This window comes from Agrobacterium fabrum str. C58 (assembly GCF_000092025.1).
GTDB classification, from domain to species: domain Bacteria; phylum Pseudomonadota; class Alphaproteobacteria; order Rhizobiales; family Rhizobiaceae; genus Agrobacterium; species Agrobacterium fabrum.
Genome location: NC_003064.2, coordinates 379,359 through 405,080, shown reverse-complemented (window position 1 = coordinate 405,080; position 25,722 = coordinate 379,359). Strand labels below are relative to the sequence as shown.

Sequence of the window (25,722 nt, the reverse complement as noted above, 5' to 3'; positions counted from 1 at the left end):
TTTTTCTTATTCGTATGTTTGTGCGAACTCATTAATTGTGCAGTATCGGGGTGCAACGGCGATTTGTTGTGCAGATTTTTTGGTGCTTAAACCACCGGCCGCGCTAATCAGGTTCCTTTAGCGCGGATCAAGTCAACGGAGCGCCGTAACTATAACTAATATTCCTCAATTATATCATATAGTTAATTCTATTCGTTACACACTAAAAGCACGGCGATTTCCTGCGAGCATTCTTTTATCATTTACTTTCTAATATTTATGCGAAACCAAATTCGTAGATAAACTAAAGTTCTATAAGAAAAATATAAGCGAGTAAAAACAGTCGCATGGGAGCCCTCGAGGTCAAACTGGCATGCTGATTGCATCGCCTAACTCTGAAAATTCACGACGACAAAAATAAAGGGGTTCCGCATGCACAGCTTCAAGCAGACTCTTACAGCCACCCTGGCGGGCGCTGCTTTCGCTCTCCTCGCTTCAACCACACAGGCTGCAGAAGGCAAACCGGTGACTATCGCGCCGGAGGCAGATATAGCCAAGCTTCCAGGTGTTGCATTCAATCAAGACCTGGCAGATCGCCTTCCTTCCGCGATCAAGGACAAGAAGGTCGTGAAGGTTGCCACGGATCTGACGCCACCGATCAGTTTCCAGGACGAGGCCGGAAAGCTCATCGGCATCGATGCTGATCTTGCAGCCGCGCTGGGCGTCATCCTCGGCGTCGACGTCCAGATGACCAATGTCGGGGCGGGCGCAGCCATCGTCCCCGCTGTGCTGTCCAAGCGTTTCGACATGACCCTTTCCGGCATCAATGACGACGTGGAGTTGGAAAAGCAGGTCGATGTGATCGACTACATGTATGACGCAACGACCATCATGACGATCAAGGGCAATCCGCTCAGCATCAAGAGCATGGAAGACCTCTGTGGCAAGAAGGTTGCCGTACCGGTCGGCACATTCCAGAACAGATTGGTCGTCGCTGCCTCGGCAAAATGCAAGACCACGCCAATCGAGATCATATCCATCCCGAAAATGCCTGACGTCCTGCAGGCGGTGCGAACAGGCCGCGCCGATGCGACCGTCAACGGTTACGCAACGAGCGTCTACACCACCGAAAAGCAAACCGGCAAAGGCGTTGGCCTGCAAGCCCTGCCCGATGTCCGCCTCACTGTCGGTTATCTTGGCATGCTGGTCTCAAAGGATAATCCGGAGCTCCGGGATGCCGTGATCGCCTCGCTCCAGCACATGGTCGATAGCGGCGCCTATCAGACCATCATGGAGAAATGGAGCCTCGGCCCGCTTGCGGTAAAGACCGTCAAGTTCAACGATGCCGCCTCGATGCCGGTGGATTGAACCATGGCACTCTTTGCGCAACCGATCAGCATGACCGTCGCCCCGCCAAACGGCAAACCTGTACGGTGGGGCCAACTTGCAACTGGCAGCATCGCGATCCTCATGCTGGCCCTCATGACCTTGGCTATCGGGCGCAATCAGAGCGTCCAGTGGAGCGAGATCCCGCGCTACATGATCGACCCCGTCATTCTTGGCGGCGTCATTCTGACCCTCGAACTGACAGCCGGCGCCATGGTCGCCGGCATCATCATCGGTTGTCTCGTCGCCGTCATGGCAACGAGCCAGAACATCGTTCTCAAGGCGATCGCCGTCGCCTTTGTCTGGTGGTTTCGCGGCGTACCGCTAATCGTTCAGATATTCTTCTGGTTCAACATCGCGCTCTTCGTCCCCGAGATCGGATTTGGTTCATGGTCGGTTTCGGTAAACGACATCGTAACACCCGCTTTCGCAGGCTTTTTGGCGCTGGGTCTGCACGAGGCGGCAAATATGAGTGAGATCATTCGCAGCGGCCTGACTGCCGTGGATCGGGGACAGCGCGAGGCCGCATCGTCTCTGGGCCTCAGACCACTACAGACTCTGCGAACCGTGGTCCTCCCTCAGGCAATACGTCTGATCGTGCCGCCGACCGGAAACCAGGCGATTGGCATGCTGAAGGCGAGTGCCATCGTCTCGGTTATCGGCATGCAGGATTTGTTGACGCAGGCGCAGGCCATCTACGCCCGTAACTTCCTGGTCATCGAACTCCTGTGCGTTGCCTCGCTTTGGTATCTTGGGATCACCACGATCGCATCGATAGGCCAGCACTATCTGGAACGGAAACTCGCGCCGAAAGGCCGCTCGAACAGCGACAAGATTTGAGTATTTGGACGCCTAAGCGCCGCCAGTGGCGCCAGGAAAATCAACCAAAAAAGAGATCGCCACCGCAGCGCATCCCATCAGGAAACATCAAGGAGAGACCACTATGAAACTGGGTATCGACAGCCAAAAACTTCCAGAGTTCGTGAAACGCGGGCCGCTCGCAAGCCTCGACCTTGTCAAGGAACTCGGCCTTGGAGGCCTGTTCTTCCCGACAGTTCTCGACATGAGCCCGACACTCGACAAGGCTGCCCTTCGCGACATCCGCGAGAAAGCCGATGAACTGGGGCTTTACCTCGAAAGCGGCGTCGGCAAGATAAATCCCTATTGCAGCGCCGAGGCTCCGGAGTTTCGCGCAATCGGCGAGGGCGATGTCATTTTGGGCTTTACCCGGATGATCGAGGCAAGCGCCTCGATCGGTTGCCATGAACTATGGATCTCGCCGGGCAATTTTAAATCGGAATATCGTGGCAGGCTGGCGAACGACCGCTTCCGCACCGACGTCACCTGGGACGAGCAGTTGCAGGCAATCGAGAAGGTCTTGCTGAAGCTCGCTCCCGTCGCGCGCGCCACTGGTGTCCATCTCAATATGGAAACCCATGACGAGATCACGTCTTTCGAGATCATGCGGTTGATCGAGAAAATCGGTGAGGACTGCATGGGCGTCGTCTTCGACACGGCCAACGGTCTGCAGCGCGGGGAACATCCGGTTTACGCGGCAAAACGCGTCGCGCCTTACATTCGCCAGACCCATGTCAAGGACGCCTATGTGGGCCGCGCACCGGGCGGCCTTGATTTCCAGACCCGCCCTGTCGGTCGCGGTATCGTGGATTTTGCCGCGATCATTCCGATCCTGGCCGCTGCGAACCCCGATCTCAATCTCTCGTTGGAAGTTGCAGCCTCCGTCGAAGACAAGCCGCGCAAGGCCAATCCACGCCAGTGTATCGAGATTGAAGACCCCTCATGGCGCGCTGCCCACCCCGACCTGAATGCGGAAGAGCTGGAAGCCTATCTTTCCATGATCGGTGCCTTTGAAAAGCGCGTTGCTTCCGGCGAGATTCCGGATTGGGAGGCCTATGAGGCAAGCAACTACGGCTACCCGACTTATGAGAGGCAGGCCTATAGTTTCGACGCGGCTATCACTTTCATCCGCAACTCAGCCCAGCATATCGAGGAGATCTGCGCCGACAACGGCATCGATCTCTCGGCATCCGTCGCGAAACGCCAAGCGGCTTGATATCGCTGACGGCGGAGATCGCCGCCGTCAGCGTGCAAAACCCCAGGATCTGGTGGATTTCCAGCGCCTGTCAATGTACGCAACAATATGTGTATGGATGTGATCAAATCGAGCGACCGCCGCTCGACTGGATGCGGAGCAGGACATGAAGAAGACGCGTCGGCAAAACCCTAAAGCCGCCCCGAAGGCGCCCATCGCTGCGGAAAGTGCGGAGAATGCCAATGACGATGTCTCTGAGCGCATTCGCACGACCCTGGCCAATGCCATCGGAGAGGGCGCGCTAAAGCCCGGCACCAAAATCCTCGAAGATGCCATTGCGGACCACTTTGGCGTCAGCCGCACCGTCGTTCGTGGCGCTCTCGGCGTGCTGGAAAGCGACCACCTGCTTGAGCGCAAGCGCAACCGCGGCACCTTCGTCGCAGAACCGGGCATCGAAGAAGCTAGGGCTCTGTTTGAGGCGCGCCGCAAGATCGAACACGCGATCCTCGACCTCGTGATGGCCCGTGCCACAACCGAACAACTCGATGCGCTCGAAAAATTGACCGATGAGGAAGAGCATATTCACCACCACGGCGACGAAAAGTCGAAGACGGTGCTCTCTGGAAAATTCCACATCGTGCTGGCAGAGCTTGGCGTCAATGTTGTCATGACCGAAACGCTCTCCAAGATCGTCGCGCGCCTTTCCCTCGTCATGGCACTCTATGGAGAAGACAAGAAGGATGACTGCGGCGCCGACCACCACCGCATGATCGTCGCCGCGTTAAAGGCTAAGGACTTGGCCAAGGCGCAACAGTTGATGGACCACCACCTCGCCGATATCGAAGGCCGTGTACGTCTGACAGCAGGCCAAGGCGATCGACATACCTTCATGGCGGTGTTGGAGAACTTTTCCTGATCATCCGCCTTGAAAGGACTCAAACCGCCGGCCCCGTCGTTCAGTGGTTATGTTCGCGCCGAATATCCCTGCACGGTTAGCTGCTTGCTTTGAGTGAATGGCCGATATGGCGCCGGCTGCAGAGCTCCAGCCCTGCATGCCGGGGTGACATGGCTGTCATAGAGCGCCGGCGACCTCTATGACCGCTTCCGACCCCATTGCGGCCGTTCGATGATAGGAGATGAAAACGACTAATGCGGACCATGTAGATCCCTGTCATCTTGAATCATTTCCGCCGAAGTTTCGGGATTTTTGCGACAACTATAGACAGCCTTACAGCTTAGCTGGCTGAAAGCCACCATTCTCAGCCGTCACGTTTCTTTAAGTACGAATCCATTCGATAAAATTTGAGTCTTAATGCCGCGCGGGTACGCCATTAGTGGTCGACACCATAGAAATCCCACGCGCGGAGACTTCAAATGCGACGATGTTTTCCGAATCCCTTACTGATAGCTGTCATCGCAGCCTTCGACGTCCCTGGTGGTCAGACGCACACGTACGCCCAGTCGAATCCAAAGGCTCAGTTGGGAGCAGGAGGTGCATACGAGATCATCGATAGCGAAGTCTGGGATGTGCCCGATCCGGTTTCGGGTCGCATTTACCAAGTCTTCGTCGCTTTACCACCGTTCTATGTGAAGGAACCTCGGCGGCGCTACCCCGTGCTTTACTTCTAGCAAGCAGTTGCTCACGCCACGAACGCGACTGCGGCTTCCCGTTCCAGCGCCGCCGCGACCGAAGGCGAATCTCAATCCGCTGCATATAGGCCGTGAGTTTCGGCCAGCGGCTGAGGTCAATGCCAAAGCCCTTCATCCAACCGAGGACCGTGAACAGGTAAGCGTCGGCGACCGTGAAGCGGTTGCCTATCAGATAATCCTGCGTCGCGAGACCGGTTTCGATGAGATCGAAACGCCGCGTCAGCTTCGTCTCGAAGAGGTCCCGCACCGTCTTCGGCAGGTTTGTGTTGAACAGCGGGCTCGATCCAGCATGGATCTCGCTGGTGATGAAGTTGAGCCATTCCTAAAGCTGGGCGCGCTCCAAGGTGCCATTGCCTGGGCCAGGCCCGAATCCGGCTTCAGGTCCGCCAGATACTGGACGATCGCCGGCCCTTCGGTCAGGACGTCCCCCGTGTCGAGCGTGAGCGCTGCCACATAGCCTTTTGGATTGATGGTCAGGAAATCAACAGGCTCTGACATGAGCTTTGTGTGATTGTCCACTCGGACTAGATTGTAGGAAAGGCCAAGTTCCTGAAGCACGATGCTTGAGGATTCGAACTTACGCCGATGGCGGACCTATGTCCTCCCGAGAAATGAGCTGACGCATCGCTCATTTGTGATTGAATCTCATTGGCAACCTTACTAACATGTTAGGTCCATGTATTGGAGGTTCGCTCTTTGGTAGAGAAAAAGAAAAGTGATGGCCGTAGTCTGAGAAACGCGGAGGGCCACGTCAATCAGAGAGACCGCGCCTATTCCAGTTTCACGGAGCATCTTCTCTCCCGGCAACTTCGCCCCGGACAATTTGTTTCGCAACGGCAATTGGTCGAGCTTACCCAGTTGCCGCTTGCGGCGATCCGTGAACTGATCCCGCGCCTTGAGGCCGAAGGGCTGCTGGTGACGGTTCCGCAGCGTGGCATGCAGATCGCCCAGGTAGATCTCAATCTGGTGCAGGATGCATTTCAGGTGAGGCTGTTTCTGGAAAAGGAAGCGGTCCAGATATTCGCCAGGCTGGTCAGTGATGAGAAATTGGAGGCGATCCGGCAGGAGCACCTGGATGTCATCGATGCTTGCAACGCTGAACCCGACGCCAATCATGTATCCAAAGCTCTCGTGGACAGGGCACAGGAACTGGATTCGCGATTTCATCACGGGATGATCGATTCCCTGCAGAATTCGATTCTCACCAATATCTACCGTGTGAACGCCATAAAAATTCGGTTGATCCGTCAGGCGCATACGCAGCTCAATCCTCCGCTCGTCCTTCCCACGATGTACGATCACTTGAGCCTCATCGATGCAATTGCCTCACGCGATCCGCCTGCTGCCGCCGCCGCGATGGAGCAGCATATTCACAATGCCAAAAACCGCGCACTCGCACGGTAGACGCCGTTCTGGCAGTTCTTCCGGCCCGGTTCCCTGCGCTCAGGGCAGCCGTGCCAGAGTGTGACATCAATAAAACTACTGCCGAATGCATGACGTCTCCCCAAATAGAATGTCACTATCAATCAAGGTAACATGTTAGACATTGCAGCAGTGAAATTTTCCTGCTAGCTTCCTTCTGTCTTGAGGAGGAGATGCGGTCGTGCAGCAAATCCGCGCCGACCGGAAGGGAGAGAGGTATGCGCCCACATTCTTATCTGGGGGCGATTCGCCATTGAGGAAAAATCACCGAGATTTGGGAGGATATGATTGACATGAACTTTTTCAGGAACAGTCTGGCGGCGGCGTCAAAAATGGTAGCCCTTGCATCATGCGTCGTTTTTACCGGTTCGACTGCGGGAGCCGTCGATTTCAATTGGCGTTCACAGGAAGGCCAGACCATAAATGTTCTCTTCACGAACCATCCTTGGCCGAATGCCATCAAGGATATGACCAGTGAGTTCACGAAAAAGACGGGCATCAAGGTTCGCGTCGAGATTCTCAACGAAGACCCGATCCGCGCGCGTCTGTCTACGCTCATGCAGGCCAGATCATCCGATGTCGATGCTTTCATTTCGCTGAAAATCCGTGAGGGAGCCGTCTACAACAAGGCCGGCTGGTATGCCGATCTCAACCCGCTGCTGAAGGATGCGAGCCTGACGTCGCCGGATTTCAATTTCGAGGATTTCGGCGAAGGGCTTCGCAAGAACGAGATATTTGATGGCAAGCTGACCGGCGTGCCGATCAATGTCGAAGGTCCGCTGTTCTATTGGCGTAAGGATATCTTCGCCAAGTGCAACGTTCCGGAACCGCAATATCTCGAGGACATTCCCGCTGCTGCAAAAACAATCTCGGAATGCGACAAGTCGGTCAACGCCTGGACGGCGCGCGGCGTGCGCAACGCGATCCCCTATCCAATGGCGTCTTTCGTTTTCAATCTTGGCGGCGACTTTAAGTCCGCGGACAAGACCAAGCCGGGTCTGTGCCAGGACAAGACCATAGCTGGTCTGCAGATGTATGGGGATCTTCTGAAAACCTATGGTGCCGTCGGTGCTTCCAACCATTCCTTCCCGCAGGTCGTCGAGCTTCTTGGTCAGGGCAAGGTTGCCATGACGCATGAGTCCTCCAACGAGTTCTCCAATATCGTCAAATTCCCCGGCCGGGCTGAAGACCTTGCCATAAAAGTGCTGCCGCCCGGCAAGGAGAGCGGCATTTCCAAGCCCGTTGCCTTCGGTTGGGGCCTGTCGATGTCGAATTTCTCCAAGCGCAAGGAGGCCACCTGGCTGTTCATGCAATGGGCGACGTCGCCGGAGATCGAGGCCCGTCTCATTCAGGCCGGTGTCGCGCCGCCCCGCAGTTCGGTCTTTGACGGTGCAGATATGAAAAAATTCACCGACGAATTGCCAATCCGCAAGAGCTGGGCCGACGCCATCAGGCAGATCAGCAAAACCGGCACCGGCGATTATGCATCGCCGACCGACAAGGTGCCGCAGACCCGCGAAATCATCGGCAAGGTGGTTCAGGATTATCTGCTCGGCGCCAATACGATCAAGGAGGGCGCCTGCGAGGCGGACAAAGCCTTGCTCGCCCTGCAATAACCCACCTGCTCCAGGAATTCCTCCCGGGAAATCCGGTTCCGGACTGCAAAGTTTGGAGCTGGATCCTCGGCGGGGAGCATTGCTCTCTCCAAGTGTCGCGCAGGCCGCCAGTCAGTTTCTCTGCGGGCGATTTGGCGCGGTTTGAGGGAAGCAATTTCAGACACATATACCATTTTCATGAGGGATCCCCGTGTGATGACCGCTTCGATGCCTTCCCGCATCTCCGGCCCCGGCCAGACTGTTCTTTCCTTTCGCTGGATGATGGCGCCCGCCGTGGCATTCGTCGGCTTGATGATCGTTTTCCCAATTCTCTATGCGATCTGGCTTTCGCTGCGTGAAAACTCGCTCGGCATGGACGACCGTTTCGTCGGTCTTGCGAATTATGTTGAGCTGCTTTCCGACGGCGAATTTCACAACGCTTTCATACTGACATGGGTGCTTTATGGGCTCGCGCTCGCCATGCAGATGGTGATCGGCACCTGGCTTGGTTTCACCCTCAACCGGGTGCGTAGCGCGCGCAATCTCGTTCGCACGGCGGCTATCATGCCCTTCATGATGCCGCCGGTGGTCGTGGGCATGATGGCGATCGTCATTCTCGATCCGGCCGTCGGCGTTGCGAACTGGCTGCTCGGACAGGTGGGGATCGGCCCAAGCCTCTGGCTCGCCGATCCCAAGTGGGTTCTTCTGACGGTTGCCGCCGTCGATACATGGCAATGGTCGCCGTTGATCGGGCTTCTGGTTCTGGGCGGTCTTCAATCCCTGCCGACGAAGGTGTTCGAGGCGGCCGAGATCGATGGGGTTATCGGTTGGAAGAGGCTTGTTCACATCACACTTCCGTTGCTTGCACCGACGCTGCTTTCCGCCGCGATCCTGCGGTCGGTCGACCTGCTGCGTTTCTTCGACGTGATCTACATCACCACGCGCGGGGGGCCGGGCAACGCGTCGACCACGCTCAATATCTATGCTTACCAGCAGGGCTTCGAGTTCTCCCGTTTCGGCTACGCCTCGGCTGGAATGATCACGCTTGCAGCTGTCGTCATGGTCACCGTCGTCGCCTTTTCCCGGCTGCGACAGGCCGTCACCTGGTAAATCGAGGAGGAATTTTGATGCACGAATACGAGGCATATCAGCCTTCCCTTACCGAAAGACTGCGTGGCGGCCTGAGCACCGTCATTCTGGTCATCGCCGCGATCACCCCGATACTCTGGATGATCCTGTCGTCCTTCAAGGACCGCTACGAGGTGACGAAGCTGCCACCGAGCCTCTTTTTCACGCCCACCTTGGACAATTACCGGCAGCTTTTCGAGCGCACGGAATTTCTGTCCAATACGCTGAATTCGCTCATCGTTTCAACGGGCGCGACATTGCTCGGCATCATGCTCGCATTTCCGGCGGCCTTTGCTGTCTCCTGGCATCGCACCACATGGCCCGCGACACTGGCGCTGTTTTCACGCATGGCACCGGGAACGCTGTTCCTGCTGCCCTGGTTCATCATCTTTTCCGAACTCGGGCTCGTCGGTTCCTACACAGTGTTGATCCTGACCCATGCCGTCATCGCCATGCCGGTCGCCCTTTGGACGATGCTGCCCTATTTCGACGCCATGCCGCGCGAACTGGTGGAAGCCGCTCAGATGGATGGCTGCCGTCCGCTGTCGGTGCTCTGGCGCATTGTTCTTCCAGTGGTCATGCCCGGCGTGGTGGTGTCATCCATTCTCTGCTTCATCTTCACCTGGAACTATTTCCTGTTCGCGCTGGCGCTCTCCGGGTTCGACACCAAGACCGCAATCGTTGCGTCGTTCAATTTCATCGGCGAGGGCGTCACCAACTGGGGCGCGCTGATGGCCGCCGCAACCATGATCGCTCTTCCGCCGCTCATTCTTACCCTGCTCGTCCAGCGCCGCCTTGTCGCGGGTCTGTCCGCAGGGGCAGTCAAAGGATAATCCCATGGCCACTCTTTCCATTCAGAACGTCGTCAAGGCTTACGGCGCACACCGTGTCATCCATGGCCTCTCCTTTGATATTGTCGATGGTGAGTTCATTGTCTTCGTCGGTCCTTCCGGCTGCGGAAAATCGACGCTGCTGCGCATGATTGCCGGACTGGAGAATTTTCAGGAGGGTTCGATCTCCATTGACGGCACGGTCGTCAACAGGCTCCGTCCATGGGAACGGGACGTGGCGATGGTGTTTCAGGAATATGCGCTTTATCCCCATATGACGGTGGAAAAGAACATCGGTTTTGCTCTGCGGATGAACGGCGTGCCGGAGGCGCAGGTGAGGCAGCGCGTCGAAGAGGTGTCGCGCACCCTGCAGCTTACTCATCTGATGAAGCGGCGCCCACGCGAACTTTCCGGTGGTCAGCGCCAGCGTGTGGCGATGGGGCGCGCCATGGTGCGCGGACCGAAGGTCTTTCTCTTTGATGAGCCGCTCTCCAATCTCGACGCGCAGCTGCGTGTCGATCTGCGCGCGGAAATCAAACAACTGCACCAGCGGCTCGGCAGCACCATGATCTATGTTACCCACGATCAGGTGGAAGCCATGACCATGGCCGACCGCATTGTTGTGCTGAAGGACGGTCACATCCAGCAGATCGGCGCGCCGCAAGAGCTTTACCGCAACCCGAGAACCCGCTTCGTTGCCGGTTTTATCGGCGCGCCGGCCATGAATTTCCTGCCCGTGCAGCTTTCGAAGGGAGCCGCAACCCTGCCAGATGGCACCCGCATCGCCGTTCCGGTCGAACGCCAGGACTATGAAGGTGCAGCGGAACTCGGCGTGCGCCCGGAACATCTTTCGCTCGATGTGGCCCATCGGGCTTCGTTGTCCGCCACGATTTCCGGTTCCGTTCAGTTGATTGAACCATTGGGAGCCGACACTCTCGCCTTGCTGGATATTGCCGGTAACCGGCTGAATTGCCGCCTGCCGGGCGATATGGCGCCTACGCCGGGCGAAATCCTGACCGTGAGTTTCGATCCCGGTCGCTGCGTTCTGTTCGATCAGGCCGGCGCACGTCTTTAATTCCGATTTTCCGAGAGACACTGCAATGAGCAAGACCGTATTGGTAACGGCAACAAATTATTCCCGCTATTGCGCGGACGCCAAGGCGATGCTGGCGGCGGAAGGTATCGACGTCGTTGAAAACGGCTTCGGGCGGCCGATGACCTTTGATGAATTATCGGCAAGACTTGGCGATGTTGATGCCGTCATCGCTGGTGTCGATACCTGGAACGAACGTGTTTTCAACCTTGCCCCGCGACTGAAGGCGATCGCGCGCTTTGGTGTCGGTGTCGATAATATCGATATCGATGCGGCTCACCGGCATGGCATCGCGGTGACAAATGCGCCGGGCGGCAACGCCAATGCGGTGGCCGAACTGACGCTCGGACTGATCCTTTCGGCAATGCGCCGGATACCCTATCTGCATGATGCCTTGCGTGGCGGCGCGTGGGACCGTTTCGTCGGGCAGGAGCTGATCGGCCGCCGCGTCGGCCTCCTCGGTTTCGGGAACATCGCGCGTAAGATCGCGCGCAAACTCTGCGGTTTCGACGTGGAGGTGATCGCTTACGACAAGTTTCCCGATCAGGTCGCCGCAACGAAGCTTGGCGTGCGGATGTGCGAGATGGACGAGGTGCTTTCGTCTTCGGACATTCTCGTGATGATGATGCCGAGCCTGCCGGAAACGCGCCGTCTCATGGATGCCGGCCGTTTTGCTCGGATGAAACCCGGCTCGATTTTCATAAACACGGCGCGCGGCGCCCTTGTGGACGAGAAGGCACTCTACGACGCCCTCGTCAGCGGCCATCTTCAGGCTGCAGCGATCGATGTCTATGAGACGGAGCCTGCCTTGCCCGACAATCCGCTCTTCACCCTGCCGCAGATTGTCACCACGCCGCACACGGCAGCAGAAACCTACGAAACCTACACCTCCATTGGCCGGATCACCGCCGAGGCCGTGATCGATGTGCTCGCGAACCGCCAGCCACGCAACCAGCTCTGATCCACTCCGGCAAGGCTTCCGAACCGGAACGCCCGAGCCACTATGTTTGACAGGACGAAAACATGACCAAGCGTATCGAAGGCATCATTCCCGTGATGATCACCCCCTTCAGGGACGGCAAGATAGATTTCGAGGGCGTCGCCAATCTCGTGGAATGGTACATCGCCAATGGATCGGACGCGCTGTTTGCCGTTTGTCAGTCTTCCGAGATGATGTTCCTCACCCTAGAGGAGCGGGTCGAACTGGCTGCCTTTGTTAAGAGGGCCGCAGCCGGCCGTATTCCCGTCATTGCCTCGGGGCACATCAGCGAGGCGCTTGAGGATCAGCAAAAGGAGCTCAACGCCATCGCGCGGACGGGTGTTGACGGCATAGTGCTTGTTACCAACCGGATGGATGCCCGGCAGGAGGGCGGCTCTAAGTTTCTCGACGATCTTGGCTGGCTCCTCGATCGTCTTCCTCCCAACCTGCCGCTTGGCCTTTACGAATGCCCGGCGCCCTATCGCCGTCTTATGACCGATGCCGAAATTTCCTTCTGCGCCAACAGCGGTCGTTTCGTTATCCTGAAGGATGTCTCCTGCGATCTTGAAACCGTCAAGCGGCGTGTAGCGCTCACCGCGAATACGCCGCTCGCCATCGTCAACGCCAATGCGGCGATCGCATTCGACGCTATGAAAGCGGGATCGCGCGGCTTTACCGGGGTCTTCACCAATTTTCATCCCGATCTCTACAAATGGCTGCTGACGGAAGCCGGCCGGAAGCCGGAACTGGCTGATGAACTATCAGTTTATCTGGCGCTCGCCGCCATGGCGGAGCCCATGGGTTATCCCAAACTGGCGAAGCTTTATCACCAGCGCCTCGGCACCATAAACGACATCGAAAGCCGTGCGGTGACGTTCGATATTCAGGAGCGTTTCTGGGCGATAGAGCCACTGCTGGACAAGATCATTCAGGGAACCACCGACTTCCGGCAACGGATAATGGCAGCTCGGTAATCGGCTCAGCCCGCTCGTGATCCACCCTTCACTTTTTACGTCAGGTTCTCGAAAGGAATCAACCGTCTCTCGGGACATCGTCAGGGATAGGCCTAGAATAGCCACTGATTTGCCGGAGGTTCCATGTGTTGATGCCCCGTTTAGTAGGTGCCGCCTTTGAGCATGTGACTGGCTGCGGTCATTTGGCAGACCCATCATGCGGTGTTTTGAGGTGTCGCTGTTCGCCACACTCACCGCTATCGTCAACGGCCAGACGCAAAGCAAAGGTGGTTCGGCTCGTCTAAACAGTTCCGGGCGTTTTGCTAAAGGTAAGCGCGGTTGTTGCCCTCGCACTTTGACAAGGTAGCTTGGGCTGTTTCGAAGCCCCCGCTCGATACAGAAGGGCTGGAAGCTCTATTCGCGATCATGATAGGCGAAGAACTCCGGATGGCCGCCGGGAACCGTCCCGCTCACTGGGCCGCCTTCAGAAAATCCAAGGTGGCAAAAGTGCGCTTGGGATCGATCTCAAAGGTTTCTGCTGTGACAACACCCTCAACGACGAAAGGGGCAAGGGCAATACGCGCATCATGTTCGGCTTTCGCCATGGGCAAGGATCGCGCCGCCACCAGCAGGCTTTATTTTGGCCGAGGTCTCTCCGCCTGTTGCCGGCGCTTCTGTTGCGCCGGCTGGCTGTTTTTCGCCCGCTGTTCCCCGGCCCGCTTTATTCTCGCGCGCAGCAACAGGGAGCACAGGTGTCAGCTACCTTTGTCGCAGCTTCTCTCTTTTCGGGCTCTACTGGAGCGAAAGGATTTGTCGCGGCGATGTGAAATGCCTCCTCAAAGCCCGCCATAAGACTGCGTAGCTCAACACCGACGCGACATCTTCTGCGTTCGGGCCTTTCACTTTGTACGCAAAGCAGCCAAGATAGAAACTAGGCAGACAATCCGACACCTATCGACCGCGGTCTCGACGCCACCTCTGCGCGAGAGGCAGTTCGTGTTAAGCGGCCGCGGTCAAGTTGAATACGGCATGCTTCGAGGTTTTCTGTAACCGGTGTTCTGTGCCACATTGTGCGCGCAGCCGCGTGATCTACGATCGACGTTCCCTGGACGATCGACGATGGGTTTTTCCACGGAGACTACCGCGGAGGTTCTCACGGGTCGACGGGAGGTTCATCGTCACTGGCTTGACGAGGTAAAGCCGCGGATCGTCTCGGATCGCTTGCGGCTCGGCGTGACGGTGAACGAAGTGGCGGAACGTACGGTCTGAGGGCGAATCACCTCTCGTCTGGGTCGCCGAGTGTCGCGCCCGTTTGCCGTGCCGAGATTGTAGGGGCGGGAACAAGAGGAGTGCATGACCCGAATCATCCCCGGGCAGCTCTCCTGGTCGGCTCTCAACGGATCAACCTTCGGCCAGTTACGATTTCCAAACAGGAATGACGACGCCACAGTGATGAGAATACGACCGCCCCTCGGTGAACAAAGGAGCGGTCGTAAGATAGGCCAAGAATCTCGCCTTGCTCCTAAGGTGAGAGCTCTTCCAGGACCTTGCCTTTGGTTTCCACGGCAAACAGCATGGTCACAACAGCGCCGATGATCAGAATGAAGGCGAAGGTCGCAAACACGTACTGAATACCCATCGATGACATCACGAACCCCACAAGCATCGGACCGGCAGAGGAACCCAAGCGCAGCCAGGCACTGCCAGCACCCGTCCCTATTGCTCGCATGCGGGTCGGGTAGATTTCGGCCGAATACAGATACAGAGAGAAGGTCACAGTCTGCACGATGGCATAGGCAAGGCCTGCAAAGATCAGGACCTGCATTGGCGATGTTGCGCCAAGCCATGCCAGAATGGCAAGCGGCACAGGAGCCAGAAGCAATGCCCCTGCGTACCAGCGTTTGCGACCGACCTTGTCGATCAGAAGCGCGCAGATGACGGCAGCGACCACGCCTGCCGCAGACGTCATGAAGCCATAGAGAATGCTTGTTTCGAGCGGCAGATTGAACGTCTGGCGATAGAGTGTTGGCAGCCAGGTGATCGTGCCGTTCGCCACCATATAGGCGCAGAACCACATAGCCCAGATCGACAGGGTGCGTTTCAGGTAGATCCCCTGGAAGAGTTCTCTCCAGTCGGACACGCGTTTGGCCGGCGTTGCAATGATCCTTGGTTCGGGAAGCGCCTTCCCGGCCGCCCGAGCGCTTTCTTCCATGCGTTTTACGATGACGTTGGCCTCATCGTATCGGCCTGTTGCTGCCAGCCAGCGTGGAGATTCCTTCAGAAACCAACGCAGCGGGATCATCAGCATGGCAGGGACCAGGCCAACGATGAACATCGCTTTCCAGCCGTAGAGGGGAACCATGAAGTAGCCGATTAGACCCGCGCCAACGAGGCCGAGCAGGAACATGACTTCATAGAGCAGAAAAAAGCGTCCGCGACCTTTCGAGCCGATCAGCTCGTTGATGTAGGCGCTAGCGACGGGCACTTCGCCGCCAGTGCCAATTCCCTGCACAAAGCGGAACGCCATCATCATTCCTGCACCAGCCGCGAACAGGCAGGCGACATCCATGCTGACGAACAGGAGAATGGTGAACAGGAGGACCTTGAGCCGGCCAATCCTTTCCGCGAGCCAGCCGAACAGGATGGCGCCGATGAGCTGCCCCAAATATCCCATCGACAGGATCATACCTGTCTGAGATGGAGTAAGCCCCCACTCCCGGACGAGAACCGGCATCGCATAGGCGATAGCGATAACCGTGTAACCGTCGAAGAAAGTCGCCGCCCCAACGATGTTGCGGGCCCAGAAGACTTCCCTTGTGATGGGGAGGCGCTCCAGGCGGGCGCTGATGTCGGCCTGCGGATCGGCAACAGCCGTCGCGTCAGCCCTTAACGGCTGCATGATATTCATGATGTCCTCCTCGATCCGACGCCAATCTCTCTCCCGGCTACGGATTTGCTTCGTCGTCGTTGCTACGGTGTTTCTGTCGTCCTGTCAGGGATAAACCGATGTGGCATCGCCGCTTAAGCGCCCTGTGATTGGCCACGAGGTTTGCCGCCCGACGCAATGGCGCGCGGGCGGCAGATCGGTCATTCGGCGGCGGCCAGCAACTCCTCGACCCGGCCAATGCCTGCGGCGTCGAAGGCTGCGAAGATTTCCTGTTCCGCCTTCTCGCCGAGGTTCTTCAGCGGCTCGCGGATCGTCGCATGATCGAGGACACCCCGGTGAACAAGGCCGAGTTTGAGAGCGACTGTGCCCTCCATATGCGAGCCGCGGTGGTAGACCGCACGGGTGACTGGCAGCAGCTGTTCGAAAATCTTTCGCGCCTGCGGATAGTCCTGAGCCTTACCCGCCTTGATCAGATCAATCAGAAGCTCCGGCGCGATATTGCCATAGCCAACAAGTAGACCGTCGACATCAAACATCGTCGGCAGCAGCCACTCGTCATGGCAACTGAGGACCTGGAGGTTCGGATTGGCGTTCTTTAGTTCCGGGATTTCCACATACCAGCGCTTCATGTTGCGCACGCCGTTCTTCGTCGCAACGACGCCGGGCTGGGTTGCGATTGCAAGCTGCGTATCAAGGTCATATGACGCCTTGGTCACGTCAGGATACTGGAACAGGATTTCCTGCAGGCCCGATTCTTCCCAGATCGCCTTGTAGCGGTCCTGCGGAGCGCCTCTCTGGAAACCGAAACGAAGCCAGCCGTGGTTTGGATAAACAAGCGCACCGGTGGCACCAGCGGCCTTGCACTTCTTGGCCTCTGCAGCAGCCACGCGGGTTCCTTCACCGGTAATACCGGCGATGATGGGGAGAGAACCGCCAACGGCATCGACGTAAACGCGGATGAGTTCGAGGCGTTCGTCTTCGGTCAGGAACGTGCCCTCGCCGGCGTGGCCGAGAATGACCAGGCTCTTTACGCCTTCCATCGAGGCGAGCCATCTAGCGATTTTGGCATTGGCTGCATAGTCGACCTCGCCATCCCGCGTGAACGCGGTGACGGGTGCCGGGCTCAGGCCGCGAAGATCCATGGGTTGCATCTGATTTCTCCTCCTATCAGCTGCTGGCCATAATCGATCAGCAGTGGGATCGTTAATGGGAACGTTCCCGTTATCGATCTGAATTGTTCTGGAGTCAACTGCCTTTTTCGTGCAATGTATTCGGCAGCGTCAGACAAAAGAATTGGAACGGAAGAAAAGATAATGGAATCAAAGGATCGTCTGCGCCAACCGCGCGTGACCGTTCACAGCGTTGCCGCCGCGGCGGGCGTGTCCAAATCGACCGTCTCGCGCATCCTTGACGAGCGACTGCCGCGATCCGACAGTGAAACTGCCCAGCGTGTCCGCGAGATCGCAGCGGAACTGGGTTATGTGCGGGATGTCTCAGCCGCCAACCTGCGCCGTGGCAGCACGATGACGATCGGCGTCATCGTTCCACGGCTAACAGACACTGTGATGGCCATGCTTTATGAGGCAATCGCTAAAGCCTGCACGCGCTCCGGACGGTTCGCGATCGTTGCAACGACCGAGGACAAACCCCAAGCTGATCGGTTGGCTGCAGAGTCGCTACTCAATCGTGGTGTCGACGGGTTGATCCTCTCCACGGCACGTGGCGACGATGATTTTCCAGACGAGTTGCGAGAACGTGGCGTACCCTATGTTCTGGCACTCAGGACGGATGGCCACAGCCTGTCGGCGGTCGGCGATGATCGCCTCGGCGGCTATCTCGCGACCCGTCATTTGCTGGATTTGGGACATGAGCGGATAGGCGTGATTGCCGGACCGGATTATGCATCTAGCGCAACGGGGCGCGTCGACGGATACCGACACGCCCTTGAGGAGGCATCCATATCCGTTGATCCGCAACTGATCGTCCCATCGACATTCGGTATTCAGTCCGGTGCGGAAGCCATTGAAAAGCTCATGGGACTAGGATGCCGCCCGACCGCAATTTTTGCAGTCAACGACAATACCGCGATTGGCGCTCTCTCAGCATTGAGCAAGATGGGAATTTCGGTGCCCGATGACGTGTCCTTAGTCGGCTACAACGATATCCCCATCGTCAGCCATCTGCCAACGCCACTTACGACCCTGCGCGTTCCTTTTGATCAGATTGCAGCCAACGCCATCGACTTACTCACACATACGACGGCCCTGCGGGATAACCGGATTCTCGTATCTGCTCCGACGTTGATTCCACGCAAGTCTACGGCCAGGCTTGGTAGTTAGCTTGATCCTTATCGAGCGTCCTCGGGTGACGAAAGAGGCAGACTGAGACAGCGGTCGTCACAGAGGCGCTCAGACGACATAACGACGCATGCGTGCTTTTGTGCGTAAGCACGGTGACAGGGCCGCGCACTGATGCCATTGGCACGACTTGTTGCATTGGATTGAGTCACGCGTATAGGCTTCACCTGTATATTGCAGGAGGCCATTGATCGCTATAGTGCGCAACTGCCGTAAAGCGCGCGGGGCCATCATGCTGTGGCCCCCTCAACCCACGCCGTCCTCCCAATAGGGCGGGTCGCCGAACGACGCTTTCAAGTGAGCCGCAAGTGCGCGCAATTTTGCCGAAGGACGACGGCCCTCGGGGTGCGCTAGAAAGACGAATTCCGCGTCCGGCCGAACGCCGACATCGACGATCCTAAGCTTCCCATCGCGAATATCCGGTCCTGCGATGAAGAGCGGAAGGAGTGCGATGCCAAGACCGGCGATTGCCGCATCTCGCAGCATGTCGCCGTTGTTCACTCTGAATCCAATGCGTGCACGAACGATTTCAATGCCTCCAGGCGCAAGGAAACGCCAATCCCCAACACCTCGGTTCGTGTAAAACAGACCCTTATGGGCGGCGAGTTCCGTAGTCGTTGCGGGTGTCCCGTTGACCGCCAGATAGGCTTCGGAGGCCACCAACACACGGCGGCTTGGCGCTAAACGCCAGACCATCAGTCTCGAATCGTCAACCGCCCCATGGCGCACGACACCATCGTAAACGTCTGATGCAATATCGACGCGCCGATCGTCGAGTTCGAGCGACATCTCGATATCGGGATTGGCAGTCAGGAACGGATACAGAGCCGGTCCCAGGTGCATCCGGCCGAAGGTGACAGGCGCAGCAATGCGGATTGGACCGCCCAGCGTTCCACGCCGCTCGGCCAAGTCCGCCGCTGCCTCAGAGACCTCTCGCAGGATTCGCTTGGCGCGTTCGAGAAAGGCAACGCCATCTTCCGTCACTGAAACGCGACGTGTCGTGCGGTGAAGTAGAGTAGCGCCGAGGCTGCGCTCCAATTCCGCCAGTCGTTCGCTCACGACCGATTTTGACAGTCTGAGCGTGCGTGCCGCCCCGCTGATCGAGCCCTCTTCGGCGACAGCCACGAAACTCGCAATACCATCCAGTTTCATTGTTCGATCTTTCCGAAAGGTACGTCTGCCATTGGTACAGTAGTACGAACAGCAAGCTTGCGCCATATTCACACTTACGAAAACCCACACAACGAGAAGGAATTCGGATCATGGATAGGCTCAAAAGCAAGCGGGCGCTCATCACCGGTGGCACCAGCGGCATCGGACTTGAGACAGCACGTCAATTTATCAGTGAGGGTGCACGGGTAGCAGTCACGGGAACCAACCCCGAGACGCTGGATGCTGCACGGCGGGAGCTTGGCCCGAGTGCATTGGTCATCAAGGCAGACGCTGCCGACGTGGATGGCCAGAAGGTCGTCGCTGAAACGATCAGGGAGGCGTTCGGGGGCCTGGACGTCGTCTTCATCAACGCAGGCGTCGCCCTTCTCAAGCCTTTGGAAGCATGGGACGAAAAAGGCTTTGATAGGGTCTTCAACATCAACGTGAAAGGTCCGTATTTTTTGCTGCAGGCACTGCTGCCGATACTGGCCAATCCGGCTTCTATCGTGCTGAACACCTCGGTAAATGCCCACATCGGCATGCCTAACTCGAGTGTCTACGCCGCCTCGAAAGCGGCACTGCAGTCATTCATCCGCACCTTGTCCGGCGAACTGATCGCGCGCGGCATCCGGCTGAATGCGGTGAGCCCAGGTCCCATCTCTACACCGCTCTATGGTAAGCTTGGTTTCACTGAGACTGACCTGAAAAATGTCGCTGAAAGCATTCAAAATCTGGTCCCGGCCGGCCGCTTTGGCGAACCGTCCGAAATTGCAAAGGCAGTAGTGTTCCTGGCATCGGACGAAGCCGCCTACACGGTCGGTAGCGAGATCATGATCGACGGTGGCATGGGCACATTGTGACACTCCCCAAGCACCGGGATCCGGCGACAGTAAAGCGCCGGGTTCCGAAGGTTGGCAGATACCAAGGCGCGCCATCGCTCGTGACGTCTACGTACGGTCAGAGCCCAAGCTGGTCTCCGTGTCCGGTATGAAGGCGCAATACGGTCGTAACGGGCGATCGGCGTACCCCTCAAGAAAATGCCGTTTCGGCGTCTTCGCCTTGATGGGGGCCGAACCCTCGACCCCTTACATTCGATCGCGCTTATCTTGAGAATGGCAGTCTCAAAAGATACTTAACTCCCGTTTCTTATTCGTCGCTCAACGATTTCGGCTTCTAAGCGCAGCACTCCGTCCTGATCCATTCGCGCCATTGCCCGCCGCCCGGCGCGTGCTGTCATTAAGAAACTGGCGGCCCGTCGATCACCCGAAAAGGCATCAATTTGTCGATGATTTGAGTCGTGTATCACCGCGATAAACATTCGGTTTCGCGCCCGTCAGTCGGCCAAATATTTTTCGGAATGCGGCCGGATCAATATAACCCACTGCATATGCGATGCTCTCGACCGAACCATTCGTCGTCTCGAGCAACTGTCGCGCCTTCATGATGCGAACGTTCTGCAGATATTCGGTCAGTTTCAGCCGTGTCGCTCGGAAAAAGCGGCGCTGAAGTGTCCGTTCTGAAAGACGCACGCTCTCCGCCAACTCGCCAATCGACTTTTGCATCTCCGGTGTCGCATGGAACTGGTGCTGGACCTGCAGCACCTCTTTGTCGCCGTGATCGAAGCGCGGAAGAAAAGCCTTGTACCGGCTTTGACTGCGACGCGGCGGATCGACGACGAGAAAGCGTGCCGTCTCAAGCATTACGGTCTGTCCAAGCAGCTTCTCGACAAGGAGCAGACCCAGATCCGCCCAGGCGAGAATGCCGCCGGCGGTGATTACGTCACCATCGTCGATGATCATATTATCAGGCAAGACGTCAATACTGGGAAACTGTTCGGCAAGCCTTTCGGCAAAGGCCCAGTGCGTTGTGGCGCGCCTACCATCCATCAGGCCGGTTTCGGCGAGGACAAACGCTCCAGCACATATAGAGCAGACGGTGACGCCGCGCGCGTGCTGAGACGCGAGCCATTGCGAGGCGGGGCTCATGTTCTGCATTTTCTCCGGCATGATGATGCTCGGTGGCGAGATAACGTAGCTCAGCGAGTGCGGGATTCCAGGGTGTGAATCCCATGAGCATGACACATCCCCATTCTCTATCTTCCAGTAACTGACGCGGATGCTGCGAAGGCTTGTCGGCACCTGCAGATCCGTCGACCATTCGCTGGCGACGCGAAACAGATCGGTCAATCCGTAGACGGCAGCCAACTGGCAGTTCGGGTAGACCAGTAACCCCACCTCGATGAAATCAGCTTCTTTGCGTTTTGCCACTTTTGCCTCGGATAAAGTCATTTCCGCCACGTGTTCCTGTCAGGAGATGGCGATATTTTGTCTTTGTCAAATACGGAATTTGCAAACACAGCGCGACAGGAGAAATTGAATGGCTTCCGATACAGATCGGTTTTTCGTGTCGAGACGCAGCGTACTGCTCGGGAGCCTCGCACTTGCCAGTGTGAGCGTTCCGGCACTCGCCTTCTCACACACCTCTTCCACAGACGGTTCATCACAAGGAGATATCGACATGGGCTTCGTAACAACCAAGGACGGCACTGAAATCTTTTACAAGGACTGGGGTCCAAAAGACGCCCAGCCGATCGTCTTCCACCACGGCTGGCCGCTGTCGTCGGACGATTGGGACGCGCAGATGCTGTTCTTCCTCTCGAAGGGCTATCGCGTCGTCGCCCACGACAGGCGTGGCCATGGCCGCTCTGCCCAGGTCGCCGATGGTCACGATATGGATCATTATGCCGCCGACGCCTTCGCAGTCGTCCAGGCACTAGACCTGAAGAACGCCGTGCATATCGGCCACTCCACCGGCGGCGGTGAAGTCGCCCGCTATGTCGCAAAACACGGCCAGAAGGCCGGTCGCGTTGCCAAGGCTGTCCTCGTCTCGGCCGTTCCGCCGCTGATGGTCAAGACCACGGCCAACCCTGAGGGTCTGCCAATCGAAGTCTTCGATGGTTTCCGCTCGGCACTTGCCGCCAACCGCGCTCAATTCTTCCGTGATGTTCCGGCCGGCCCGTTCTATGGCTTCAACCGGGATGGCGCCAAGGTGCAGGAGGGCGTGATCCAGAATTGGTGGCGCCAGGGCATGATGGGCGGCGCAAAGGCTCATTATGACGGCATCAAGGCCTTTTCCGAAACCGATCAGACGGAAGACCTGACGGCGATCACCGTGCCGACGCTCGTCTTGCACGGCGAAGACGACCAGATCGTGCCGATCGCTGATGCCGCCAGGAAGTCGATCAAGCTTCTGAAGAACGGTCAGATCAAGACCTATCCGGGCTTCTCGCACGGCATGCTCACCGTCAACGCCGACGTTCTCAATCAGGACCTGCTAGCCTTCATCAAGGGCTGATCCCGATTCGACGAGGCCGAGAAGCGCGTCTGGTTCCTGTTCGAGATTTTGCGCGACACCAACAACTGATCTTCCTATCGAGCGGCGTCCATTTTGCGGGCGCCGCTTTTTGTCTGATTGTTCCCAGGCATGGCTGATGGCCACGCGGGAACCGGTCGGATTCCCGCCTATGGCAAGTCGCTTTGAAGCAGCGTGGCCGGGTTGGATGATCGCGACGGGGATCTGCTCCGCGCCTCTGGAGGCCAGGGCGGCTATCTTTTGAATGGCAGAGATCGAAGTGTCGCCCCGCACCCGGCCGGTGCGCGGACCCTCATCATTGTCTGGCTGTATCAACGAAAATGGTCCCGCGATTTAAGGCCGAAGATAAGCCCCCAAATTTTGACGACCCCGCAGAAAGTCTGTTGACAGACAAAGACACCGTAGTTACTGTACCAATCAGTAAAGCCTTTACCAATGAGTACAAAATCAACAATTTCCAAAGGAGTTTACCATGTCACGTCCTCCCGTTCCTCCATTCACATGCAAAACTGCAATCGAAAAGGTCCGCCTGGCCGAAGACGGCTGGAACAGCCGCGATGCCGCCAAGGTCGCCCTCGCCTACACTGTCGACACCCGCTGGCGGAACCGAGTCGAATTCGCGACCAACCGCGAAGAAGCCCAGGCATTTCTGACACGCAAGTGGAACAGGGAGCATGAATACCGCCTCATCAAGGAGCTCTGGGCTTTCACCGGCAATCGCATCGCTGTACGGTACGCCTACGAATATCGCGACGACAACGGCCAGTGGTTCCGCGCATATGGTAACGAGAACTGGGAATTCGCAGAGGACGGCCTGATGGCGCACCGCCACGCATGCATCAACGAAATGCCGATCGCTGAAAGTGATCGCCTCTACCATTGGCCGCTCGGCCGTCGCCCTGACGACCACCCCAGCCTTACCGACTTGGGCCTCTAATAATGGCCCGTTTGGTCGCTGAAAGATCCGACACACTAGCCCCGTTGGCCGAAGTTTTCCGCGAACATGGATACGAAGGTGCGAGCCTTGCCTTGATCGGCAAGGCTACCGGTCTCGGCAAGGGCAGCCTGTACCACTTCTTCCCGAACGGAAAGGAGGAGATGGTCCGGGCTGTGCTCGCCGAAATCGAGCAATGGTTTGAATATTCCGTCTATTCTCCCCTGCGGGACGGAGACGATGCCGACGCCGCAATTGCGACGATGCTCGATGAAACCGCAAAATACTTCAGGTCTGGCCGGCGCGTCTGTCTCGTTGGTGCCTTGGCTGTCGCCAACACCAGAGACCTCTTCGCTCAAGCCATCCGGGGTTACTTCGTCGCCTGGGTAGACGCTCTGCAAGCGGCGCTCGTCCGGCAAGGACGTGACGCTGAGCAGGCGCGTCTCCTGTCGGAAGACGCCGTTCTCGCCATTCAGGGCGCGATCGTTCTGTCTCGAGCGCTGGATGATCCGGCCGTCTTCCAACGGGCTATCGACCAGCTGCATCGGCGACTGATCCTCGAAGGAGCGACTGTACACGACGAAGGCTTTTCAAACGGGTCAACCTAAGGGTCATAGGCATATCACCCGCGGGCTCATCGCGATGATGAAACCGGCGGGCCGCTCAGGCGGCACTGTTTGGTGTTTCGTCGTCCTATCGGTGAGGCCGATCTCCGCCTTGATAAAAGTCGAACCTTCTGCCCATCAATTTGTCATGAATTGAGAGGCAAGGGATCGGTGCCTTCTCCTAGAATCGCAAGGTATCGTCGATAGCTGAACACCCGGCCACGCTTGCGTCCGGTAACCTCATCAACGATGCCCAATCGCTCTAGGTCGGCGAGTGCGGCGTTGACCGTTGGCGCGGACAAACCAGTCACCTGAACAATCTGATTCGCTGTGTGAAAAGGATTTTGCTGGAACAGCTCGTGAATGCGAAGGGCCGACCCAGCTCTATCACTCTCCATCGTTATCCGCTCCCGATCTTCCTTGAAAAGATCGACGATCTGAGTAGCAGCCTCAAACGCTTGATTGGCAGTGTCGGCGACGCCCGTCAGGAAGAACTCCAGCCAAGCTTCCCAATTACCATGTTCGCGAACCTCTTGCAGTAGCCGATAGTACTCTCTCCGATGCGACTTCAGATAGAGGCTGAGGTAGAGCAGCGGCTTTCGCAAAACTCCGTTCATGCAAAGATATAGGGTTACAAGCAGCCGGCCGATACGACCGTTACCATCGAGAAACGGATGGATCGTTTCGAACTGCACGTGCAGCAGGCCAGCTTTGATTAGCGCGGGTAACCGTGATTGGTCGTCGTGCATAAAGCGCTCGAACGCATCCAGGCAACCGGCCATTTCAGTAACGGGTGGCGGTACAAAGAGTGCGTTACCGGGGCGCGTGCCCCCAATCCAATTTTGCGAGCGGCGGAACTCCCCTGGATCCTTAGTGCCTCCCCGCCCACTGTGCAGGAGCTTGGCGTGCATCTCACGGATCAGACGCAACGACATGGGCAACGTTTCCAACCGCTGTAGACCATACATCATGGCGTCAACATAGTTGGAGACTTCACGGATATCATCAACCGGTTGCCCGGCTTGAGCTTCGGTCTCAAACCGCAAGAGATCAGAGAGGGTCGACTGCGTGCCTTCAATCTGCGAGGAAAGAACGGCTTCCTTCCTTACGTACATATAAAGAAAAAGCTCCTGTCTCGGCAGCAGCATTGTGATACCGTCCAGGCGTCCTAGTGCGCGCTCTGCCAAGCTGAGGCGCTCTAGCAATGAAAGCACATCAATTGCCGGCTCGGGCGGCAATGGTGGGGGCACGAACGCCCGTACTGTTTCACTGGCAGCGACCGTTTCGACGAAACGACCCAGGCGATTTCTGGATTGGGAATCAGACATAACCTAATATCAGCCGCGC

Annotated in this window: 22 protein-coding genes and 3 pseudogenes; 18 read left to right on the top strand and 7 right to left on the bottom strand. The window is 57.4% G+C overall.

Annotated elements, in window-relative coordinates; all coding sequences use genetic code 11:
• The first annotated feature begins 411 nt into the window (after positions 1-411).
• The 5 genes and pseudogenes from ATU_RS25835 to ATU_RS26865 all read left to right on the top strand — a co-directional run.
• Complete coding sequence (locus tag ATU_RS25835) at positions 412-1,347, top strand: ABC transporter substrate-binding protein (RefSeq protein ID WP_010974660.1); 936 nt, start codon at positions 412-414, stop codon at positions 1,345-1,347.
• A 3-nt stretch (positions 1,348-1,350) separates the two neighbouring features.
• Positions 1,351-2,205, top strand: a complete 855-nt coding sequence (locus tag ATU_RS25830; RefSeq protein WP_010974659.1) for an amino acid ABC transporter permease — start codon at positions 1,351-1,353, stop codon at positions 2,203-2,205.
• 103 nt (positions 2,206-2,308) lie between these two features.
• Positions 2,309-3,439, top strand: coding sequence for a sugar phosphate isomerase/epimerase family protein (locus ATU_RS25825; protein ID WP_010974658.1), 1,131 nt, complete (start codon positions 2,309-2,311; stop codon positions 3,437-3,439).
• Between the two features lie 145 nt (positions 3,440-3,584).
• A complete protein-coding gene (locus ATU_RS25820; RefSeq protein WP_010974657.1) occupies positions 3,585-4,334 on the top strand; it encodes a GntR family transcriptional regulator in 750 nt (249 codons plus the stop codon).
• 458 nt (positions 4,335-4,792) lie between these two features.
• Positions 4,793-5,041 (top strand): annotated as a pseudogene (locus tag ATU_RS26865) (hypothetical protein); the annotation flags it as partial.
• 17 nt (positions 5,042-5,058) lie between these two features.
• On the opposite strand, the pseudogene ATU_RS25815 reads toward ATU_RS26865, so the two are convergent.
• Positions 5,059-5,629, bottom strand: a pseudogene (locus ATU_RS25815) (glutathione binding-like protein).
• A 135-nt stretch (positions 5,630-5,764) separates the two neighbouring features.
• On the opposite strand from ATU_RS25815, the gene ATU_RS25810 reads away from it, so the two are divergent.
• The 7 genes from ATU_RS25810 (at position 5,765) to ATU_RS25780 (ending at position 13,089) form a co-directional block, all read left to right on the top strand.
• Positions 5,765-6,472 carry a GntR family transcriptional regulator gene (locus tag ATU_RS25810; RefSeq protein ID WP_010974656.1) on the top strand — a complete coding sequence of 236 codons (708 nt, stop codon included), beginning with the start codon at positions 5,765-5,767 and terminating at the stop codon, positions 6,470-6,472.
• 350 nt (positions 6,473-6,822) lie between these two features.
• On the top strand, positions 6,823-8,106 hold the full coding sequence (locus ATU_RS25805; RefSeq protein WP_046033451.1) for an ABC transporter substrate-binding protein: 1,284 nt from the start codon (positions 6,823-6,825) through the stop codon (positions 8,104-8,106).
• A gap of 195 nt (positions 8,107-8,301) precedes the next feature.
• Positions 8,302-9,195, top strand: a complete 894-nt coding sequence (locus ATU_RS25800; protein ID WP_010974654.1) for a carbohydrate ABC transporter permease — start codon at positions 8,302-8,304, stop codon at positions 9,193-9,195.
• 17 nt (positions 9,196-9,212) lie between these two features.
• Positions 9,213-10,046: a carbohydrate ABC transporter permease gene (locus tag ATU_RS25795; protein ID WP_010974653.1), complete on the top strand. Its 834-nt coding sequence runs from the start codon at positions 9,213-9,215 to the stop codon at positions 10,044-10,046.
• A 4-nt stretch (positions 10,047-10,050) separates the two neighbouring features.
• Positions 10,051-11,118, top strand: a complete 1,068-nt coding sequence (locus ATU_RS25790; RefSeq protein ID WP_035258265.1) for an ABC transporter ATP-binding protein — start codon at positions 10,051-10,053, stop codon at positions 11,116-11,118.
• A 25-nt stretch (positions 11,119-11,143) separates the two neighbouring features.
• The gene (locus ATU_RS25785) at positions 11,144-12,097 is read left to right on the top strand and encodes a phosphoglycerate dehydrogenase (RefSeq protein WP_010974651.1); all 954 of its coding nucleotides are present in this window, start codon (positions 11,144-11,146) and stop codon (positions 12,095-12,097) included.
• 62 nt (positions 12,098-12,159) lie between these two features.
• The gene (locus ATU_RS25780; RefSeq protein ID WP_010974650.1) at positions 12,160-13,089 is read left to right on the top strand and encodes a dihydrodipicolinate synthase family protein; all 930 of its coding nucleotides are present in this window, start codon (positions 12,160-12,162) and stop codon (positions 13,087-13,089) included.
• 449 nt (positions 13,090-13,538) lie between these two features.
• Here ATU_RS25780 and ATU_RS27025 read toward each other — a convergent pair.
• Positions 13,539-13,818 (bottom strand): annotated as a pseudogene (locus ATU_RS27025) (hypothetical protein).
• Between the two features lie 369 nt (positions 13,819-14,187).
• On the opposite strand from ATU_RS27025, the gene ATU_RS25775 reads away from it, so the two are divergent.
• Positions 14,188-14,337: a hypothetical protein gene (locus ATU_RS25775; protein ID WP_162520657.1), complete on the top strand. Its 150-nt coding sequence runs from the start codon at positions 14,188-14,190 to the stop codon at positions 14,335-14,337.
• Between the two features lie 253 nt (positions 14,338-14,590).
• Here ATU_RS25775 and ATU_RS25770 read toward each other — a convergent pair whose 3' ends face one another.
• Positions 14,591-15,976 carry an MFS transporter gene (locus tag ATU_RS25770; RefSeq protein ID WP_010974647.1) on the bottom strand — a complete coding sequence of 462 codons (1,386 nt, stop codon included), beginning with the start codon at positions 15,974-15,976 and terminating at the stop codon, positions 14,591-14,593.
• Between the two features lie 179 nt (positions 15,977-16,155).
• Positions 16,156-17,106: a dihydrodipicolinate synthase family protein gene (locus tag ATU_RS25765; protein ID WP_035258268.1), complete on the bottom strand. Its 951-nt coding sequence runs from the start codon at positions 17,104-17,106 to the stop codon at positions 16,156-16,158.
• A 162-nt stretch (positions 17,107-17,268) separates the two neighbouring features.
• On the opposite strand from ATU_RS25765, the gene ATU_RS25760 reads away from it, so the two are divergent.
• Complete coding sequence (locus ATU_RS25760) at positions 17,269-18,294, top strand: LacI family DNA-binding transcriptional regulator (RefSeq protein ID WP_010974645.1); 1,026 nt, start codon at positions 17,269-17,271, stop codon at positions 18,292-18,294.
• 264 nt (positions 18,295-18,558) lie between these two features.
• On the opposite strand, the gene ATU_RS25755 is transcribed toward ATU_RS25760, so the two are convergent.
• A complete protein-coding gene (locus ATU_RS25755; RefSeq protein ID WP_010974644.1) occupies positions 18,559-19,464 on the bottom strand; it encodes a LysR family transcriptional regulator in 906 nt (301 codons plus the stop codon).
• Between the two features lie 110 nt (positions 19,465-19,574).
• On the opposite strand from ATU_RS25755, the gene ATU_RS25750 reads away from it, so the two are divergent.
• The gene (locus tag ATU_RS25750) at positions 19,575-20,324 is read left to right on the top strand and encodes an SDR family oxidoreductase (RefSeq protein ID WP_010974643.1); all 750 of its coding nucleotides are present in this window, start codon (positions 19,575-19,577) and stop codon (positions 20,322-20,324) included.
• Between the two features lie 414 nt (positions 20,325-20,738).
• Here the strand turns inward: ATU_RS25750 and ATU_RS25745 are convergent, their stop codons facing one another.
• Positions 20,739-21,752, bottom strand: coding sequence for a GlxA family transcriptional regulator (locus ATU_RS25745; RefSeq protein ID WP_010974642.1), 1,014 nt, complete (start codon positions 21,750-21,752; stop codon positions 20,739-20,741).
• Between the two features lie 229 nt (positions 21,753-21,981).
• Here ATU_RS25745 and ATU_RS25740 point away from each other — a divergent pair, with 229 nt between their 5' ends.
• From ATU_RS25740 to ATU_RS25730, 3 genes are all read left to right on the top strand, one after another.
• Positions 21,982-22,818: an alpha/beta fold hydrolase gene (locus ATU_RS25740; protein WP_010974641.1), complete on the top strand. Its 837-nt coding sequence runs from the start codon at positions 21,982-21,984 to the stop codon at positions 22,816-22,818.
• Positions 22,819-23,308: 490 nt separating this feature from the next.
• The gene (locus tag ATU_RS25735) at positions 23,309-23,773 is read left to right on the top strand and encodes a nuclear transport factor 2 family protein (protein WP_010974639.1); all 465 of its coding nucleotides are present in this window, start codon (positions 23,309-23,311) and stop codon (positions 23,771-23,773) included.
• 2 nt (positions 23,774-23,775) lie between these two features.
• Positions 23,776-24,378: a TetR/AcrR family transcriptional regulator gene (locus ATU_RS25730; protein WP_010974638.1), complete on the top strand. Its 603-nt coding sequence runs from the start codon at positions 23,776-23,778 to the stop codon at positions 24,376-24,378.
• A 143-nt stretch (positions 24,379-24,521) separates the two neighbouring features.
• On the opposite strand, the gene ATU_RS25725 is transcribed toward ATU_RS25730, so the two are convergent.
• Positions 24,522-25,703, bottom strand: coding sequence for a Fic family protein (locus tag ATU_RS25725; protein ID WP_010974637.1), 1,182 nt, complete (start codon positions 25,701-25,703; stop codon positions 24,522-24,524).
• Positions 25,704-25,722: the final 19 nt, after the last annotated feature.

Excerpts from the sequence above, each read along its gene's own strand:
- ATU_RS25825 (WP_010974658.1), top strand. The coding sequence starts at position 2,309 with ATGAAACTGGGTATCGACAGCCAAAAACTTCCAGAGTTCGTGAAACGC.
- ATU_RS25770 (WP_010974647.1), bottom strand. The coding sequence starts at position 15,976 with ATGAATATCATGCAGCCGTTAAGGGCTGACGCGACGGCTGTTGCCGAT.
- ATU_RS25785 (WP_010974651.1), top strand. The coding sequence starts at position 11,144 with ATGAGCAAGACCGTATTGGTAACGGCAACAAATTATTCCCGCTATTGC.
- ATU_RS25790 (WP_035258265.1), top strand. The coding sequence starts at position 10,051 with ATGGCCACTCTTTCCATTCAGAACGTCGTCAAGGCTTACGGCGCACAC.
- ATU_RS25745 (WP_010974642.1), bottom strand. The coding sequence starts at position 21,752 with ATGACTTTATCCGAGGCAAAAGTGGCAAAACGCAAAGAAGCTGATTTC.
- ATU_RS25800 (WP_010974654.1), top strand. The coding sequence starts at position 8,302 with ATGACCGCTTCGATGCCTTCCCGCATCTCCGGCCCCGGCCAGACTGTT.
- ATU_RS25820 (WP_010974657.1), top strand. The coding sequence starts at position 3,585 with ATGAAGAAGACGCGTCGGCAAAACCCTAAAGCCGCCCCGAAGGCGCCC.
- ATU_RS25765 (WP_035258268.1), bottom strand. The coding sequence starts at position 17,106 with ATGCAACCCATGGATCTTCGCGGCCTGAGCCCGGCACCCGTCACCGCG.
- ATU_RS25780 (WP_010974650.1), top strand. The coding sequence starts at position 12,160 with ATGACCAAGCGTATCGAAGGCATCATTCCCGTGATGATCACCCCCTTC.
- ATU_RS25740 (WP_010974641.1), top strand. The coding sequence starts at position 21,982 with ATGGGCTTCGTAACAACCAAGGACGGCACTGAAATCTTTTACAAGGAC.
- ATU_RS25805 (WP_046033451.1), top strand. The coding sequence starts at position 6,823 with ATGGTAGCCCTTGCATCATGCGTCGTTTTTACCGGTTCGACTGCGGGA.
- ATU_RS25775 (WP_162520657.1), top strand. The coding sequence starts at position 14,188 with ATGGGTTTTTCCACGGAGACTACCGCGGAGGTTCTCACGGGTCGACGG.
- ATU_RS25795 (WP_010974653.1), top strand. The coding sequence starts at position 9,213 with ATGCACGAATACGAGGCATATCAGCCTTCCCTTACCGAAAGACTGCGT.
- ATU_RS25830 (WP_010974659.1), top strand. The coding sequence starts at position 1,351 with ATGGCACTCTTTGCGCAACCGATCAGCATGACCGTCGCCCCGCCAAAC.
- ATU_RS25725 (WP_010974637.1), bottom strand. The coding sequence starts at position 25,703 with ATGTCTGATTCCCAATCCAGAAATCGCCTGGGTCGTTTCGTCGAAACG.
- ATU_RS25735 (WP_010974639.1), top strand. The coding sequence starts at position 23,309 with ATGTCACGTCCTCCCGTTCCTCCATTCACATGCAAAACTGCAATCGAA.
- ATU_RS25755 (WP_010974644.1), bottom strand. The coding sequence starts at position 19,464 with ATGAAACTGGATGGTATTGCGAGTTTCGTGGCTGTCGCCGAAGAGGGC.
- ATU_RS25730 (WP_010974638.1), top strand. The coding sequence starts at position 23,776 with ATGGCCCGTTTGGTCGCTGAAAGATCCGACACACTAGCCCCGTTGGCC.
- ATU_RS25750 (WP_010974643.1), top strand. The coding sequence starts at position 19,575 with ATGGATAGGCTCAAAAGCAAGCGGGCGCTCATCACCGGTGGCACCAGC.
- ATU_RS25760 (WP_010974645.1), top strand. The coding sequence starts at position 17,269 with ATGGAATCAAAGGATCGTCTGCGCCAACCGCGCGTGACCGTTCACAGC.
- ATU_RS25835 (WP_010974660.1), top strand. The coding sequence starts at position 412 with ATGCACAGCTTCAAGCAGACTCTTACAGCCACCCTGGCGGGCGCTGCT.